This window comes from Haemophilus parainfluenzae, assembly GCF_003252755.1.
In the GTDB taxonomy this organism is placed as follows: Bacteria; Pseudomonadota; Gammaproteobacteria; order Enterobacterales; family Pasteurellaceae; genus Haemophilus_D; species Haemophilus_D parainfluenzae_N.
Genome location: NZ_QEPT01000004.1, coordinates 63890 through 81866, shown reverse-complemented (window position 1 = coordinate 81866; position 17977 = coordinate 63890). Strand labels below are relative to the sequence as shown.

The window sequence follows — 17977 nt, the reverse complement described above, 5'->3', positions numbered from 1 at the left end:
TTTACTTTTTAGTTAATTCATCAAGTTTTGGTTTGATTTCGGTAAGCCACGTTTCACGATCCATATAGCCAGAATGACGATAACGGATCATGCCGTGTTCATCGACAATATAGGTCTCTGGTGCACCATCTACGCCTAATTGAATCGCAAATTCACCACGGCTATCGTCAATAGTGAGTATAAATGGATTACCCATACGTTCGAGCATCGCAATGCCATTTTGAGGCTTGTCACGATAGTCGATGCCAACGATGGGCACTTCTTTTGAAATTTCCATCAAAAGAGGGTGTTCTTGTTGGCAATAGCCACACCAACTTCCCCACACATTAAGCAGAAAAGGCTTTTTGGGGAAATCTCTTGGGCTGACGATTTGACTCGGTTCAAGTAGATTTGCTTGATAGAATTCCGGCACGGGCTTATTAATGAGAGCAGAGGCAATTTGTTTTGGATCTTTATGTAAACCAACAAAAAGCAGTAAGCAAACGCTCAATAATAAAATCAGTGGTAAAAACAAAATAAATTTTTTATTCATTGCGTTTTCTCTTCAAATTGATGGCTGAACATAATGCGCCAAGTGCCATTAAAATGCCTCCGAGCCATAACCAGCGAATAAGTGGTTTGTAATGTAAGCGGAACGTGAATTCGCCCTTGCCTAAGTTATCGCCCATCACAATATATAAATCGCCCCAAAAGCCAGCGTCTAACCCTACTTCACTCATGGTCATGGTGCGAACATCATAATAGCGGCGTTCAGGTACAATTTCAGCGTAAGGTTTGCCTTGTTTTGACACACTAAAGAAAGCAACTTCGGCGGTAAAGTTTGGTCCAATTTCATTGGAAAAACGATCATAATGGAATTCAAATTGGCCTAATTGTTGGCTTTGTTGTGGTGCAAGTCTAACACCTAATTCACTACCAAAGTAACTACTCATTACGGCACCCATTGTGGCAATCGCCACGCCGCAGTGTGCAAGAATCATCCCGAAATAGGCAAGTCTTACTTTTGTCCAATTTTGCCATAAGGTGACGAATAATACCCAAATAGCGAGGGTGAGTAATACATAAGCAAAGAAATGGAAACGTAATGCGTCATCATTTTGCAACGCGTTCCAAATCATGCCATAAGCAATTACTGCAGCGGGAATAAGTAATAACAGACGTTTGAAAAAGCGTTTTTTGTCTGATTTAAACCAGCTTAAGCAAAGCGTCGCCGCCATCGCAAAAAGCACTAACGTGAGCAATGGCAAGAAAATACTATTAAAGTAAGGGGCCCCCACAGAAATACTTCCCCAATTCATGGCTTGGAATAGCATCGGATAGAAGGTGCCTAAGAAGGTACTGACGGTGGCGACGGCCAATACGATGTTTAAACCTAAAATAGCCCCAGTTTTAGAAATGAGTGGAAATTTGACCGCACTTTCATTGGTATTTGTGCGTAGGGCAAATAAACTGAGTGAGCCGACAGTCAATAAGAAGAAAATAAGTAATAGTACATAACCACGGGAGCTATCTAAAGAAAAAGCATGAACAGAGGTTAATGCACCTGAACGGACAATAAATGTGCCTAATACACTAAATGCAAAAGCGAGTAGGGAAAAGAGTGTTGTCCAGTAGCTAAACATGCCTTGTCTTTCAGTCACCATTAAGCTGTGTAAAAGTGCAAGTCCTAATAACCATGGCATAAGTGAGGCGTTTTCTACAGGGTCCCAGAACCACCAGCCACCCCAGCCTAATTCGTAATATGCCCACCAGGCACCGAGCACGATCCCTAACGTTAAGAATAACCAAGAAACGAGAACCCAAGCTCGCATCGCACGCGCAATTACTTGTGCAGAACGATTAAAGATTAAGGCAGAAATTGACATGGCAAAGTTAACAGCAAAGCCCACATAACCCACATATAAAAGCGGCGGATGGAAAATTAAGCCAATATCTTGCAGCATTGGATTGAGATCTCGCCCTTCTGCAGGGGCAGGAAAAGCACGTCCAAATGGATTGGAGTAGAATAAAATGAAAATAGCAAACCCAAGACAAATTAAGCCGAGTAAAGAAAGGGTTTGTGCAGAAAAAGTGCGGTCATTTTTGCGAGAGAAAAAGGCAAAAGCCACTAACCAAAGACTTAATGTGAAAAGCCAAAATAAAATTGAGCCTTCATGTCCCCCCCAGGTGGCGGCGACTTTGAAAAATGTTGGTAGTTGAGAATTGGAGTGCGCTGCCACGTATTCCAAAGTGAAGTCATCCGTCGCAAAAGAGTAGGCAAGAATACCGATTGAAACGCTCGTAAAAATACCGAAGCAATAACTTAATCCCCAAGCTGTGTTGGTGAGAGAGGGTTTATTTCGCCAAATACCAATTTGCGGCACGATAGAAAGTAAGAGCGCTGCGGTAGTAGCGAAGAGTAGTGATAGAAATCCGAATTCGGGGAGCATAGTATTCTTCAGTATTAATAGTTGCATTTGACAAAATAAGGTTAATTTTAAGTATGAAAAACATACGCAAAATTAACCGCACTTTAGTCTTTTAAATAAACAAAAGGCGTATTGTATACGCCTTTTGATTAAATAAGAAGTTTATCCTTACGCAACGGTAAGTTGTCCTGCATACAAGATGAAGTAACGTAAGCAGAGAACCCCGATTAAGTCGAAGATTGACACAAGGATAATAAAGTTCTTGTTGTATTTTAAGTTGTCTTTTACTGCAAGGTTCGCAAGTAGAGGAATTAAGATACCAATTAAGAATACCCCAATCCAGAACACTGCACCCCAGAAGCCGGAAAGTGCATTGTGTAATGCAACCACTTTCTGACCACCACCGAAGTGTAGACCAACAAAGAAACAGATTAATAAACCAAGTTCAGTCACCATAATTGGCACTTCAAATTTATGAATGAAGTGTGATTCATGGCTATCACCTTTTAATTTACCTGCAATGAGGATAAATAAGAAGGTTGCTGCGATACCTGAAGAGGTACCAGAAGCCAGGAATAACGCTGGTAGAACAGGGTTATTCAACATTGGGTAACTGATCAATGCTGAAAGTAAGAAACCAGTATAAGCCCCTAGCACAGCGGCTAAGATGAAGAGAATAACTTCTACAGGACCAGTTAAACGTTCTAATACATTGATAATTTTACCGACGAAGCCAAGTTTTGGCATAAAACGTTGAATGAACGCCATGATATCTTCTTTGAAGATAACCGCACACCAACATACCAAGAACAGCATATAAACTTGGAATAACATTACCCCCATAGACATTACAGAGTTGAATTGATAGTTAAACATCAATTTCCAGAATGTCCAAGGACGTGCCAAGTGGAAAATTAACAGGGTTAAACCAATTAATGTTGGCACAGAACCTAAAACGGCGGCCGCTCGGATAATCCAGTTTTTGCTAGGATTTTCTAATTTGTGACTACGTTTATAAGCAATCGCTAATTGTACCGCACCGGAAGAAATACCAAGTAAGAATAAATAGATAGCGATTGTTGAATCCCACACCAAATTAGGTGTGTGAAACGGAACAGGATAATCTAATGTCATCTTCTTGGCTCCCCGTGTTGGAATGGAATATGGTAAAGATTTGGTTGAGTACCTAATTCCACTTTCGTGCGATAAACCGGTTTTTCTTTCACTTTGCGGGAAACTGCACTGCTTGGGTCATTCATATCACCAAAGGTTAATGCTTTGGTTGGGCAAGCTTCTACACAAGCAGGTTGTTTGCCAGCTGCTAAGTTTGTATCGCGACAGAAGTTACATTTATCCGCAGTACGGTGTACTGGGTGAATGAAACGTACGCGGTAAGGACAAACTGCAATACAGTATTGGCAACCTACACAAAGATCTTTATGCACATCTACGATACCTGTTTCAGGATCAATAAATGATGCACCGGTCGGACAAACTGCCACGCAAGGGGCGTTTGTACAGTGTTGGCAAGATTGACGGAAAAACTCGTATTCTTGATTTGGGAATTCGCCGTAAGGTTCACTACGGAGAATTTCCAAACGTGAAACGCCTTCAGGAACGTGGTTTGTTTCACGACAAGCATCCATACAAGCGGTACAGCCTATACAAGCTGTTTCGTCGTGTACCATTGCATAGCGTTTCGGTTTATCCGCCTTTTCCTCTTTCGCTAAAGAGGTAACTGATGTCCCCGTCATAAGGATTAATGCCCCCATGCCGGAAACAAAGTTTCGGCGTGAACAAGCTGTCATTATTTATCCTTTTGTTCGGTTGATTGCGTTTGTGATTGTGCGTCTTTTGCCGCTTTGCGTTTTTGTTGTTCGCCGTGGCAATCTACACAAAGTTTCACACGATTTTTCGGTTGAATACCTTTCATCGCATCATCTTTCGGGTGTAATGTGTGGCAGCTTGCACAAGGCAATTTCATTGCGTGAACATCGTGCGCCCAAAGTTTTTCACGAAGTTTTGCAGGTTGGTGACAAGCAAAACAAACTTGGTTTTGTTCTTGCGCGGTATACATTGGTTTTTTATCACCAAAGATATCGCCATCAAAACGCATCACATCTTTTGCACCACGACGGTGATCTTCCGAAATATTACCGTGACAGTTTACACAGTTAATCGGTTTACCGGTGTTAGGGCTTTTTTGATTTAAGTGTGTGCCGTGGAATTTACCAAAGTGTAATTCACCACCAGATTGATCTAAAGTTTGGTTTTTATCAACTTGGTCAAATTTGTGACATTTCGCACAATATTGGTTTGGATCTCGTTGGTTATCCAATTGTGGCTCATAAGTGATTTGAGAGGCCGGTGTTTTTGCCATCTCTTCCGCACTTGCAGCCATTGGCATTGCCGCAAGCATTGCAAGCAATGCAAGGGATTTAGCCGATTTGCTGATTAAAGAAGTTAAATTCATTCTGATTACCTCAAATATATGGTTAAAAATGACCGCACTTCGACACTTTAGTTACAAAGTGCGGTTCTTTTTTTATTGTTTTGTTGCGGTATCTTCAGCTAATTTGCCATTGGCTTTCGCTTCTTTTACCCATTGAGGTACAACAGTTTCTAAGAATTCTTTTTTCGCTTTACGTTCTTTCTCGATATCAATACCCATTACTTTCCATGCTTTATCAGCTGTAGAAATATCTGGTACTTCAACCGGAGTTTTCACGCCATGTTTAGTTAAGATTGCTGCAAGTTTAGCACGTGCATCCGCTGCTTTGTCGATACCAGAACCTAATACGCGAAGCATTACATCCGGTGCGTGCATGTGACCACCGTGGCTTGCTGCTGCGTAGTCCCAACGCCATTGAGCGTGACGGATATCCATTAAAGCAGGTTCCATTTCTTCTTTAGTTGCACCAGCATCCCATGCTGCTTTCGCTTCAAAGTGAGCACGAACAACTTGATCTTCTAAACGACCCATTACATCTTTCACTTCTTTTTTACGTGAAGCAACGATGTCTTTAAGTTTTTCTTTGCTTTGATCGTGACAGTTTGCACATGTGGTATCAAATGCATCGAATGGGTTTTGGATTTGGTGGTCGGTGTAAACTTTACCATCTTTACCTTGTACTTTAGGCATGTGACAGTCGATACAAGTTACGCCGTTTTTACCGTGCATACCTAAAGACCAAATTTCAAAGTCAGGGTGTTGCGCTTTTAACATTGGTGCTTTAGAAAGCGAGTGAGTCCAGTCACTGAAGCCGATATCATCGTAGTATTTTTCGATGTCATCAACAGTTTGACCGTTGTTCCACGGGAAGGTTACTTGTTTTAAGTCGCCTGCGAAGTAGTATTCAACGTGACAGTTTGCACAGATTTCAGCACGTTTTTCAGTGCGAGCAGCTGTGTTAAAGCTTAAGTTAGCTTGTTCTTTACCTTCAGCTTTTGCTTTTGCTTGAAGTGCATTATTTAAGTGATCTAATGCACGAAGAACGTGTGGACGAGCAATACGTAATGCAGGTTTGCCTTCAGCAAAGTCTTTAGAGGTCGTATCGTGACAGTCAGCACAACCGATCGAGTTGACAATTTCTGGTCCACCTTTAGCCCATTTGGCACCAAAGTAACCATCTTCACCCCATTCTGCAATTAAACGAGGAACGTCTGGACCTTTACAAGTCCAACATGCCATTGGTTGTGGGCCATCATTTGCATTTTTGGGCGCACCAGTACGTAAAATATTACGTACATCTTCTACTGCATAAACGTGACCACGAGGTGCGTTATATTCTTTTGCAAAAGAATAGCCGCCCCATAACACGATTAAACGAGGATCTTGTTCGTCGGCGTAGATAATTTTGTCACCTTTTTCAGTCGCTTTCCACGAATTGAATTGGCTAGGATATTTCTCAGCAAATTTTTCATTCACTGCTTCGATTTTTAAATTAGGGTTTGGTGCTTCCACAGGTTGGTCAACAGGCTTATATACCATTTCAGCCATCGCTGAGTTGTATACACCTAAAGCTGCGAAAGAAGTCGCCAAAACGAGGCTTTTTCTCAATGCGTTCACGATAATCACTCCATTAGGAAAGAATAAAAAACAATTTAAAATGCGAACAATTCCTATTAAGCTTTTGAATTCGCTCATAAAAATGGCTCAACGCAAGCATAAGATACCAAAAAGTAGTAGTTTTTCTAAGGTTTTTTTTCAAAAGTTTGAGGTTGATCAACATTTCCAAATAAAATACCTCTAAGGGGGTATGTTTTGATGTGGGGGAGAATTTTTTGTTTAATTATTACCTAACGATGTCTTGCTATTAAGTTTAATTACCTTATAATACGAATATTTATTTTTGTTGAAAATTTATACATATATTCAATTTCCTCCTTTAACTCTATTTGGTGATTTTTTATGAACAAAGTTTTTAAAATTATTTGGAATAATGTGACTCAATCTTTTGTAGTGGTTTCTGAACTCGCAAGGAATAGAGGAAAACTCAGCTCAGAAGTGAAAAAGTCAAACGTGGTAAACCTTTTTAAATTATCTATTTTGACCATGTGTATGATGGGGGGCGCTTCCCAAGTACAAGCTAAATTTGCTCAGGGAGGCATTCCTGATTCAAATGTTAACGCTACCTCTATTGCTATAGCTGACGCTAATTCTACAGCAACTGCTGCTAACTCAATTACCATGGGTAATTCAGCTAAAAACCCTTATCAAGCAGGTATTGTGCTTGGGAACTGGGCTGGCGCAAAAGGTTCTACTTCCGGTGGTTATAATGTGATTATTGGAGGAAATGCTCAGGTTGGTACTCAATCTGAAGCCGTGAATCAATCAATTGCAATTGGTGCAGGTGGTGGGGAAAACCGTAGTAACATAATTAATGGTGCTTGGGCAAAAGGTGACCAATCTATTGCAATAGGGGGAAATACTCGTTCAGATGGTAACTCTTCAATTGCAATTGGTGGAGATGATCTTGATCGTGCGGGTAGTAAAAATTATACGGGTACAGATAAATTTATTGATTATGATAAGAATGGAAATAAAACGGGTGAATATACTTTAAAAAATAAAGCTCTCCGTGATATTTATAATAAGATGACGGGAGATAGCTTTCCAAGTGGGGTGTATCCTAACACCGTATCTGGAGAGGCCTCAGTTGCAATTGGTGCTCAAGCTGTAGCTGATGCTGATTTATCTACTGCTTTAGGGACTAAATCAAAAGCTAATGCATTTGGTTCAGTTGCGTTTGGTGTAGGAGCTAAAGCGAATAAGCTCAATTCCGTTGCCATCGGTACAGCTTCGGTTACTGACGAAGTAGGAAGAGCCTATGCGACCCGTACTATTTTAGGTGAAACTTATACTTGGGCTGGTGGTTCAACTGTTGATGCCGGTGATGTTGTTTCTTTTGGTGCAAAAGGCTTTGAGCGTCAGTTAATTAACGTTGCGCCAGGTGACATATCTTCAAATTCTACTGATGCAATTAATGGTTCTCAATTGTATGGAGTTCTCAGTTCATTAGAAAAAATTCGTTATTTTTCTGTGAATTCTAGCGTGGTAGAAAACCGCAATAATGATGGGGCGAGTGCAACAGATGCGATTGCGATTGGACCTAATGCAAGTTCAACAGCTGATCGCGGTATTGCTATGGGCTTAAATTCACAAGCCAGCCAACCTAATACTATTTCATTAGGGTGGAATGCTAAAACCTCAGCAGTAAACTCAATAGCTTTAGGTACTAATGCTAATGCTTCGGGGATAAACGCATTAGCTTTTGGTACTAATGCTATTGGTAGCAGAGACAATACTATTGCGATGGGGGGGGCAAGTAGTGCTAGTGGCGATTCCTCTATGGCATTTGGTTTAAGTTCAAATGCATCAGGTGGACATTCTATTGCAATAGGGGAACAGTCTAATGCTGCTGTAGAACATTCTGTTGCTTTAGGTTCTCATTCTCAAGCAGGAGCAAATGCATTTGATGCAACATCTTCAAGTGCAACATTTAAAGATGCTGCTGGTGCAGATACAACGATTAGATTTGCGGCAAGCTCATCTACGATGGGGGGAGCTGTTTCTGTCGGTAAGGCTGGAGAAGAGCGTCAAATCCACAATGTAGCAGCAGGTCGTATTTCTGCTACTTCAACGGATGCAATCAATGGTTCACAACTTTACACCGTATTAAATAACAGTGGTTTTAATGTATTAGAAAATAATGCCTCTAAAGCGAGAATTAACAATAATAATGTAGTTAATTTTAAAAATGGCACACAAACAACCGCGGTTGTAACGAAAACAGCAAATGGAACGGATGTGACGTTTAATGTAAATACGACGACAATTTCTTCTGATGCACAAAGTAATGCGTCTACTCCAAATAGAAATGCGATTGCAAATGCTGGTGATGTTGTAGATGCAATTAATAGTGTACGTAATAAACCAATTACATTTACTGGTAATACTGGAAGTACTACGAAAAAATTAGGTGATTCACTCGCTATCAAAGGTGATGGTGCAGATATCACGAGTGCTGCAGATACAGATAATATTGTATTTAGATTAAATAAATCTAATACGGTTGTTGCCGGCGATAATAAAGTTGTTACGGGTGATGCAGTAAATACAGCAATTAATGCGATTAACTTAAATACTGCAGGCAATTCTGGTACTGGCTCAGTGAATCTAGCTACCCAAAGTTTAAATATTACTGGTACAAATGGTTTGCAAACAGAAGCTAAAGCAAATGGCATTGAAGTAAAAATTGATACTGCAACGAAAAATAAAATTGATAATGCCGCAAATCAAAGCCTAGATAATATTAACCCTGATGGCAAAAATGTGATTAAAGGCTTAGTTGATATTGAAAATGGCAAAAATACGACCGCAAGTAGCCGAGATGTGAATGGCGTCAAAACCTTCAAAGTGGATGTGAATACAACCACGATTTCTGCTGGTAACGATGGACAAGTTAATACACCAGCTAACGGGGATGCTCCAGTGACAGCAACTTCTGTTGCAGATGCAATCAACAATACTTATTGGAATGTTGTTGCAAATGACAATACTAAAGAAGCAGTTAAGGCTGGCAATACTGTTAAATTTATTGATGGTAAAAATATATCTATTTCTCAAAATGGTAAGGAATTTACTATTGCAACAAGTAATAAGGTAAGTTTTGACCATGTTGATGTTGGTCCTATTTCAATCGATAAAGATGCAGGGGTTAATGCCGGTGATAAGAAAATCACCAATGTAGCAAATGGAACAGATCCAAGTGATGCAGTCAATGTTTCTCAGTTAAATGCAGCTAAAACAGAAGTTAAGGCGGGTAAAAATACAACTGTTACGCCAGAAACCGGTGCAAATGGGCAAACTATTTATAAAGTAGATAGTGTAGATACCTCTGCAAATGTAACGACAACCGATGCGTTAACTGTAGAAAATAAAGGTGCCCAAAATGTTGGAGATGCTTCTGTAACTAACTATCATCTTGATTTATCTCAAAAAACAAAAGATGAGATTAAACAAGGTGTAGATGCAAATACAACGGTTACTACAAAAGGTTTAACATTCACTGGTGATAGCAGAAAATCAAATGTGAAAAAATTGGGCGATGAAGTTGAAATTACAGGTGATGATAATATTACGACTGAAGCGAAGCCTAATGGTGTTCAAGTTAAGTTAAACAAAGTGCTTAACGTTACTAGCGTCAAAGCAGGCGATACGACTATCAATAATGATGGTTTAACTGTTAACGGTGGGCCAAGTGTAACTAAATCAGGCATTAATGCAGGCAACCAAAAAATCACTGGTGTTGAAGCAGGTACCGATGACAAAGATGCTGTGAATGTTTCACAATTAAAAGATGTGGAAAAAGTAGCTAATAAAGGCTGGAATTTAACTGCTAATGGTTCCAATAGTAGTAATGTTGCACCAGGTGAAACAGTTGATTTGAATAACACCGATGGCAATATTCAAATTACCAAAAATGCAACAGACGATAATGTAACATTTAATTTAAATAAAACAATTAATGTGACTAATGTTAATGCTGCAGGTAATGTGACAGTTGGTGATACTGTTTTAAAAACAGATGGTTTGACTATTACTGGTGGTCCAAGTGTAACAAAATCTGGTATTGATGCGGCAGATAAGAAAATTAACAATGTTAAGGCTGGCGATGTTAATGCTGATAGCAAAGATGCAGTTAATGGTAGCCAACTTTATCAAACCATTAATGACCTCACCACAAAAGGCTTTGGGTTAACGGCTCAAGATGGTAAATCTGTTAAGAAACCATTAGGTGAAACAGTTGAGGTTGTTGGTAAAGATGACAATATCAGTACAGAAGTAGATGAGGGTAAAGTTAAGATTGCTTTATCGAAAGATATCAACGTTAATAGTGTCACTGCGGGTAATACCAAAATCGATACAAATGGTCTGAAAGCGGGTGATGTTACCGTGACTAACGCACCAATCACTGTAAATGGTGCACCAGTTAATAACGTTAATGAGGCGATTAATAAAACTGCGAAACAAGCATTTAGTCCGCTTACTTTTGCAGGTGATACAGGCACTAATGTAACACGTAAATTAGGTGAAACCGTTAACTTAGTTGGTGGTGTAACTGATGCAGCTAAACTTTCCGATGGTAACATTGGCGTGGTAGCAGATGGCACTGATAAGTTAGACATTAAATTAGCTAAGGATATTAAAGTCGATAGCGTAAAAGCGGGTGACACCATAATTAATAATGATGGTTTAACTGTTAACGGTGGGCCAAGTGTAACTAAATCAGGCATTAATGCAGGCAACCAAAAAATCACTGGTGTTGAAGAAGGTACCGATGACAAAGATGCTGTGAATGTTTCACAATTAAAAGATGTGGAAAAAGTAGCTAATAAAGGCTGGAATTTAACTGCTAATGGTTCCAATAGTAGTAATGTTGCACCAGGTGAAACAGTTGATTTGAATAACACCGATGGCAATATTCAAATTACCAAAAATGCAACAGACGATAATGTAACATTTAATTTAAATAAAACAATTAATGTGACTAATGTTAATGCTGCAGGTAATGTGACAGTTGGTGATACTGTTTTAAAAACAGATGGTTTGACTATTACTGGTGGTCCAAGTGTAACAAAATCTGGTATTGATGCGGCAGATAAGAAAATTAACAATGTTAAGGCTGGCGATGTTAATGCTGATAGCAAAGATGCAGTTAATGGTAGCCAACTTTATCAAACCATTAATGACCTCACCACAAAAGGCTTTGGGTTAACGGCTCAAGATGGTAAATCTGTTAAGAAACCATTAGGTGAAACAGTTGAGGTTGTTGGTAAAGATGACAATATCAGTACAGAAGTAGATGAGGGTAAAGTTAAGATTGCTTTATCGAAAGATATCAACGTTGATAGTGTAACTACGGGCGATACCAAAATTGATAAAGATGGTTTGAAAGCAGGTGATGTTAGCGTGACTAAAGCGCCAATTACAGTGAATGGTAATGCAGTTAATAACATCAATGATGCAATCAATCAAACTGCAAAACAAGCATTTAGTCCGCTTACTTTTGCAGGTGATACTGGAAACAATGTAGAGCGTAAATTAAGTGAAACAGTCAATTTAGTTGGAGGTGTAACTGATACGGCTAAACTTTCCGATGGTAACATTGGCGTGGTAGCAGATGGCACTGATAAGTTAGCCATTAAATTAGCTAAGGATATCAAAGTTGATAGCGTAAAAGCCGGTGATACCGTGATGAATAATGACGGTGTGAAAGTCGGTGATAATGTTGCTTTAAATAAAGATGGCTTAAAAGCTGGCGATGTGGCTGTAACGACAGATGGTATCAATGCTGGTGATAAGAAAGTAACTAATGTTCAAGATGGCGTTGTTGATGCCAATAGCAAAGATGCAGTAAATGGTAGTCAACTTTATAAGGCTGTAGCGACCACTAATTTAACACCTAACACAACAGGAAAAATTGATGCACCTGCAGATGGTTACAAATTGGTGAATGCAACTACTGTTGCAAATGCAATCAATAATTCTGGTTGGAATGTTACTGTGAATAAAGATGGCGGCGAAGCTGAGGGTGAACAAGTTCAAAAAGTAAGCCCAGGTAATACCGTGACTTATATCGCAGGACAAAATATCAAAATTAAGCAAGCTGGTATGAATTTTACCATTTCAACCACAAAAGATTTGAAAGCTGAAAATGTCACCGCGAAAACAGTTAATACCACCACTATCAACCTTGGCGAAGGTGATAACTCAACGCCAATTACAGTAGTAAGTGGTAAAGATGCAGCACCAAATCTTGAGGGTAAAACACCAAATCGTATGAACTTTGGTGGTGAAACTATCGCAACATTAAGCGATGGCTTAAAATTTGGCGCAAACGTAGGCGATGTTTACGGTGCGAAATTAAATAGCCAAATCAATGTGAAAGGCGCAGATAGCAATACAAACTGGAGTGAGTTTGATGGTGGCGATAATGTGATGACAAACATTGATAAGAGTGGTAATGTTCGTGTAGCTATTAAGAAAAACCTTAAAGTGGAAAGCGTAACAGCGAATAAATTCACCGCGGGTGATACTGTGATTGATAGCAATGGTGTAACCATTAAAAACGGTCCAAGCATGACTAAAAATGGTATTGATGCAGGTAATAAACAAATTACCAATGTTGCACCAGGACGTATTGCGGCAGACAGTACTGATGCGGTAAACGGTAGCCAATTACACGAAGTAAAAGCTGACGTGAATAACAAGATCAATCACTTAAATGGTCAAGTGAACAAGTTAGGTAAACGTGTAAATGCAGGTACAGCAAGCGCGTTAGCGGCGTCTCAATTACCACAAGCGTACATTCCTGGTAAGAGCATGGTTTCTGTGGCAGCGGGTAATTACCAAGGTCAAAATGCTGTGGCATTAGGTATGTCACGTATTTCAGATAATGGTAAGATCATTATTCGTTTAGCAGGTACGAGCGATACTCAAGGTAAAGTGGGTGTAGCAGTTGGTGCAGGTTACCACTGGTAATTCATCGTAAATAAACAAAAGGCATGGGAAACTATGCCTTTTTTATTGCCAAAAGTGCGGTCGATTTTCGATCTATTTTTCGTATAATAGAAAGAACTTAATTCGGAGAAGAATATGATTATCGGACCTTATATCAATGCATTAGCAATTATTAGTGGGGCAGTCATTGGCTCGATGCTCGGTGGACGCATTCCAGAACGTTTGCGCACTAATCTCACTTTAATCTTTGGCTTGTGTTCTATGGGGATGGGCATTGTGATGGTAGCGAAAACCACTAATATGCCAGCAATGATTTTATCGGTGTTATTAGGGACGATAATTGGAGAATTACTTTTATTAGAGCATGGGATCAATAAGCTCGCCTCATCAGCTAAAGGTCTTCTGGAAAAGATGTTCCCTGATACACCAAGTAGCATGCATAGCCAAGAAGAGTTCTTATCTAAATTTGTTGCGATTGTGATTTTGTTTTCATTTAGTGGAACAGGTATTTTTGGGGCGATGAATGAAGGGATGACAGGTGATTTTGATATCCTCATTGTGAAATCTTTTTTAGATTTTTTCACGGCGATGATCTTTGCCACCTCACTCGGTATTTCTGTAGCAAGTATTTTTGTGCCACAAACATTGATTCAAGTGATTTTAGCTTATTCTGCCGTGTTTATTATTCCTTTCGTGACACCTGAAATGCGAGGTGATTTTGCGGCAGTAGGCGGTATGTTAATGATTGCGGCAGGTTTTCGCATTTGTAATATTCAAATGTTCCATGTGGCGAATATGTTGCCGGCTCTTTTTCTCGCCATGCCAATTTCTCATTTCTGGAGCACCTTTTTCTAAAAAAAATAGGCGTGTATCACGCCTATTTCTTTTTCTGACAATGGGGGCAATAAAAACTATTGCGTTGCCCAATAACCATGCTTTCAATCTTAGTGCCACATCTTGGACAAGGTTTGTCTTTGTTTCCATAAACCAACAATTCCTGTGCAAAATAACCAGGACGACCATCGGGTTGTAAGAAATCTTTTAATGTTGTTCCACCTTGTGTAATGGCTTTTGCTAATACGTTTTTAATCGTTTCAACGAGCAAGGCACATTGGTTTCGCGTGAGGTTTTCGGCTAATTTCATGGGGTGTAAACCACATAAAAAGAGTGTTTCATTGGCATAAATATTTCCTACACCCACGACGACAGCATTATCCATTAAAAAGGTTTTAAGTGCGGTCGATTTTTTGCGTGATTTTTTAAAAAGGTATTCGGCATTAAATTCATCTGAAAGTGGTTCAGGACCAAGTTTTAGGAAAAGATGAAAGTCATCTAAGCTTTCAGTCCATAACCACGCACCGAAGCGTCTAGGGTCGTTATAACGCAGTAATTTGCCATTATTCATCACAATATCAAGGTGATCGTGTTTATCAATAGGACTATCGTGTGGCACAATTCGAACGGAGCCAGACATCCCTAAATGACCAATGATGTAACCTTTTTCTGTGTGAATAATTAAATATTTTGCACGACGAGAGGTATCCAAAATGTTGACGTTTTTGAGCGTGGTTAATTCAGGAGAGACAACCCAACGTAATTGTGGTTGGCGAACTACAATTTTTTCAATGGTAAAACCTTTTAAATAGGGGCTTACACCACGTAGGGCTGTTTCGACTTCAGGAAGTTCAGGCATAGATAATCTCGGTAATGAATTTGTGGTATAAAAAAACCCGAACAATGTCGGGCTTTTGTCAAATCAGCAAAATTATTTGATTTTTGCTTCTTTATAGATAACGTGTTTACGCACTACTGGATCAAATTTTTTGATTTCCATTTTTTCAGGCATATTACGTTTGTTTTTATCAGTTGTGTAGAAGTGACCAGTCTCTGCTGTAGAAACTAAACGGATTTTCTCACGAGCGCCTTTAGCTGCCATGTTTTAGCTCCTTAGATTTTTTCGCCACGAGCACGGATTTCAGCTAACACTGCATCAATGCCTTTTTTATCGATAATACGCATACCTTTCGCAGTTAAACGTAAGGTCACGAAACGGTTTTCACTTTCAACCCAGAAACGGTGAGTGTGAAGGTTTGGAAGAAAACGACGACGTGTCGCATTCAACGCGTGTGAGCGGTTGTTACCCACAGCTGGACGCTTGCCTGTTACTTGACAAACTCTAGACATAATAATCTCCAATAATTTAAATATAAGCTCGAGCTTATGGTTCGGATAATGAAGCTTAAAACTAAGCTTGCTTCCTCGTCAGGTCGCAGTATCCGACCCACTTACTATATTAAAGGTCGCAAATTATACTGACTTTATTTTAATTTCTCAAGTCCAAAAGCGATTTTTCCGTCTTTAAATGGAAATGAACGATAAAAAAATCATCAAATTCCCTAACACTATAGCAAATTATGTTCTGCAAAAGAATAACAAGTGCCTTTGCCGACAATAAAATGGTCCAAAATGCGGATATCCATTAACTCAGCAGCTTCAATAATTTTTTGTGTGATCATTTTGTCGGAATAGCTCGGTTCAGCCAGACCAGAAGGGTGGTTGTGAGCCAAAATTAAAGCGGCCGCATTACAGGAAAGGCTTTCTTTAATAATTTCTCGTGGATAAACATTCGTCACATTAATTGTGCCTAAAAATAACCGCTCTTTTTTTATCAAACGATGTTGATTATCTAAAAATAACACCATAAAAATTTCACGTTCTTCGTGGTGAAGTTCTGCTTGAAGATAAAGTTTTACCGTGGATGTGTCGCTAAATACGTGCTCTATCAGCAATTCTTGTTTCAGATAACGCTTTGTCATTTCTGTGGTGGCTTGCAGTTGAATAAACTGCGTAATGCCTAATCCTTTTACTTTACAAAAGGCTTCTTTATCTGCACTTAATAAGGCTCGAAGGGAGCCAAAATGTTGCAGCACGCTATGTGATAATTCCATGACAGGGCAGCCTTTAATTCCTGTACGTAAGAAAATAGCGAGTAATTCGTGATCTTCTAGGGCTTCAACGCCATATTTCAACAGTTTTTCACGAGGCATTAAAGGGGTGTTTGTTTGCATATTAATTAATGAAAAGAAAAAGTGCGGTCAATTTTCATGATGTTTTTAAGCATTGCGAATTGTCTGTTTTATTTTTGGAACGGCGATCACAAAAATAAAATTTTTTATTGGTGAAATTTGAAGTAAAATAGGTAACCTTAAGTTGTTAAGTACTAACACACAAAAACATATCCATTCTATTAAGTCGTAGCGGAGTAGCAAATGAGCTTGAGCGGAAAGCGTATTGTTGTCGGGATTACAGGGGGGATTGCCGCCTATAAAACCATTGAGTTTATTCGTTTATTACGCAAATCTAACGCAGAAGTTCGAGTGGCTTTAACGCCTGCCGCCGCTGAATTTGTCACGCCTTTAACGCTGCAAGCCATTTCTGGCAATGCGGTTTCTCAATCTTTACTTGATCCTCAAGCGGAATTAGCTATGGGGCATATTGAGCTCGCAAAATGGGCCGATGCGATAGTGATTGCACCAGCCAGTGCCGATTTTATTGCGCGTTTAACCGTTGGAATGGCAAATGATTTACTTAGCACGATTTGTCTTGCGACAAGTGCGCCTATTTTGCTCGCACCAGCAATGAATCAACAGATGTACCGCCAGGCAATTACACAACAAAATTTGACCGCTCTTTCTGCGCGAGGCATTCATTTTGTTGGGCCAAATAGTGGCTTTCAGGCTTGCGGTGATGTGGGTGCAGGGAGAATGTCTGAGCCCGCTGAAATTTTCGAATCACTTCAATCACTTTTTGCTATCCAACAAGATTTAGTAGATTTAAGTGTCACTATTACAGCTGGTCCGACGCGTGAAGCTATCGATCCTGTTCGTTATATTTCTAATCACAGCTCAGGTAAAATGGGCTTTGCGATTGCGGAGGCCTTTGCAAAACGTGGGGCCGATGTCACCTTAATTGCGGGTCCTGTTAATTTGGCTACGCCGAAAAACGTTCATCGCATTGATGTGACAACCGCTCATGAAATGTGGCGAATCTCCCTTGAAAGTGCGGTCAGAAATAGTATCTTTATTGGCTGTGCCGCGGTGGCAGATTATCGGGTTGCGGAAGTTGCTGATCAAAAAATTAAGAAAACCAATGATAACGATGAGCTTTCTCTTAAATTGGTGAAAAATCCAGACATTATCGCAAGCGTGGCAAATTTAGAAAAAGATCGTCCATTTGTGGTGGGCTTTGCGGCTGAAACGCAAAATGTCGCTGAATATGCGAAGAGCAAACTTCAACGCAAAAATTTAGATATGATTTGTGCTAATGATGTATCAGGTGGGCAAGTATTCGGACAAGATCAAAATGCCTTGCAGATCTTTTGGAGAACGGGCGAAAAAGCCTTGCCATTAGCCGATAAAAATAAATTGGCAGAAGTGTTAGTCACTGAAATTGTTGCGCATTATCACAAATAAAATACGTTCAACATTCGTTGGATTTTATGACCGCACTTTTGTATGACAGATTTCTTTTAAAGGATAAATAA

13 protein-coding genes are annotated in these 17977 nt (G+C 39.6%); 3 read left to right on the top strand and 10 right to left on the bottom strand.

Annotated features, from left to right (window positions below):
* Position 1: 1 nt before the first annotated feature.
* The 6 genes from DPV95_RS06350 to nrfA all read right to left on the bottom strand — a co-directional run bounded on the left by DPV95_RS06350 (position 2) and on the right by nrfA (position 6477).
* Entirely contained in the window at positions 2–532 is a 531-nt protein-coding gene (locus DPV95_RS06350; RefSeq protein ID WP_111406825.1) for a DsbE family thiol:disulfide interchange protein, read from the bottom strand.
* Positions 525–2429, bottom strand: a complete 1905-nt coding sequence (gene nrfE / locus DPV95_RS06345) for a heme lyase NrfEFG subunit NrfE (protein ID WP_111406824.1) — start codon at positions 2427–2429, stop codon at positions 525–527. The genes DPV95_RS06350 and nrfE overlap by 8 nt, the downstream gene beginning before the upstream one ends.
* 147 nt (positions 2430–2576) lie before the next feature.
* Positions 2577–3542 carry a cytochrome c nitrite reductase subunit NrfD gene (nrfD, locus tag DPV95_RS06340; protein WP_049367090.1) on the bottom strand — a complete coding sequence of 322 codons (966 nt, stop codon included), beginning with the start codon at positions 3540–3542 and terminating at the stop codon, positions 2577–2579.
* Complete coding sequence (gene nrfC, locus DPV95_RS06335) at positions 3539–4216, bottom strand: cytochrome c nitrite reductase Fe-S protein (RefSeq protein WP_049376106.1); 678 nt, start codon at positions 4214–4216, stop codon at positions 3539–3541. Before nrfC ends, nrfD begins: the two co-directional genes overlap by 4 nt.
* Positions 4216–4881 carry a cytochrome c nitrite reductase pentaheme subunit gene (gene nrfB / locus DPV95_RS06330; RefSeq protein WP_049372863.1) on the bottom strand — a complete coding sequence of 222 codons (666 nt, stop codon included), beginning with the start codon at positions 4879–4881 and terminating at the stop codon, positions 4216–4218. The genes nrfC and nrfB overlap by 1 nt, the downstream gene beginning before the upstream one ends.
* Before the next feature lie 72 nt (positions 4882–4953).
* Complete coding sequence (nrfA, locus tag DPV95_RS06325) at positions 4954–6477, bottom strand: ammonia-forming nitrite reductase cytochrome c552 subunit (RefSeq protein WP_178410820.1); 1524 nt, start codon at positions 6475–6477, stop codon at positions 4954–4956.
* A 342-nt stretch (positions 6478–6819) separates the two neighbouring features.
* On the opposite strand from nrfA, the gene DPV95_RS10625 reads away from it, so the two are divergent.
* Positions 6820–13455 carry a YadA-like family protein gene (locus tag DPV95_RS10625; protein WP_165818930.1) on the top strand — a complete coding sequence of 2212 codons (6636 nt, stop codon included), beginning with the start codon at positions 6820–6822 and terminating at the stop codon, positions 13453–13455.
* 114 nt (positions 13456–13569) lie between these two features.
* Positions 13570–14289 carry a DUF554 domain-containing protein gene (locus DPV95_RS06280; RefSeq protein ID WP_111406823.1) on the top strand — a complete coding sequence of 240 codons (720 nt, stop codon included), beginning with the start codon at positions 13570–13572 and terminating at the stop codon, positions 14287–14289.
* Between the two features lie 22 nt (positions 14290–14311).
* Here DPV95_RS06280 and mutM read toward each other — a convergent pair whose 3' ends face one another.
* From mutM to radC, 4 genes are all read right to left on the bottom strand, one after another.
* Positions 14312–15127 (bottom strand): DNA-formamidopyrimidine glycosylase, encoded by an 816-nt coding sequence (mutM, locus tag DPV95_RS06275; RefSeq protein WP_111406822.1) that lies wholly within the window; start codon positions 15125–15127, stop codon positions 14312–14314.
* A 72-nt stretch (positions 15128–15199) separates the two neighbouring features.
* Positions 15200–15370, bottom strand: coding sequence for a 50S ribosomal protein L33 (gene rpmG / locus DPV95_RS06270; RefSeq protein ID WP_005613503.1), 171 nt, complete (start codon positions 15368–15370; stop codon positions 15200–15202).
* Between the two features lie 11 nt (positions 15371–15381).
* The gene (rpmB, locus tag DPV95_RS06265; RefSeq protein ID WP_005599762.1) at positions 15382–15618 is read right to left on the bottom strand and encodes a 50S ribosomal protein L28; all 237 of its coding nucleotides are present in this window, start codon (positions 15616–15618) and stop codon (positions 15382–15384) included.
* 218 nt (positions 15619–15836) lie between these two features.
* Complete coding sequence (radC, locus tag DPV95_RS06260) at positions 15837–16502, bottom strand: RadC family protein (RefSeq protein ID WP_005695550.1); 666 nt, start codon at positions 16500–16502, stop codon at positions 15837–15839.
* A 201-nt stretch (positions 16503–16703) separates the two neighbouring features.
* Here radC and coaBC point away from each other — a divergent pair, with 201 nt between their 5' ends.
* On the top strand, positions 16704–17906 hold the full coding sequence (gene coaBC / locus DPV95_RS06255) for a bifunctional phosphopantothenoylcysteine decarboxylase/phosphopantothenate--cysteine ligase CoaBC (RefSeq protein WP_111406821.1): 1203 nt from the start codon (positions 16704–16706) through the stop codon (positions 17904–17906).
* The last annotated feature ends 71 nt before the right edge of the window (positions 17907–17977 follow it).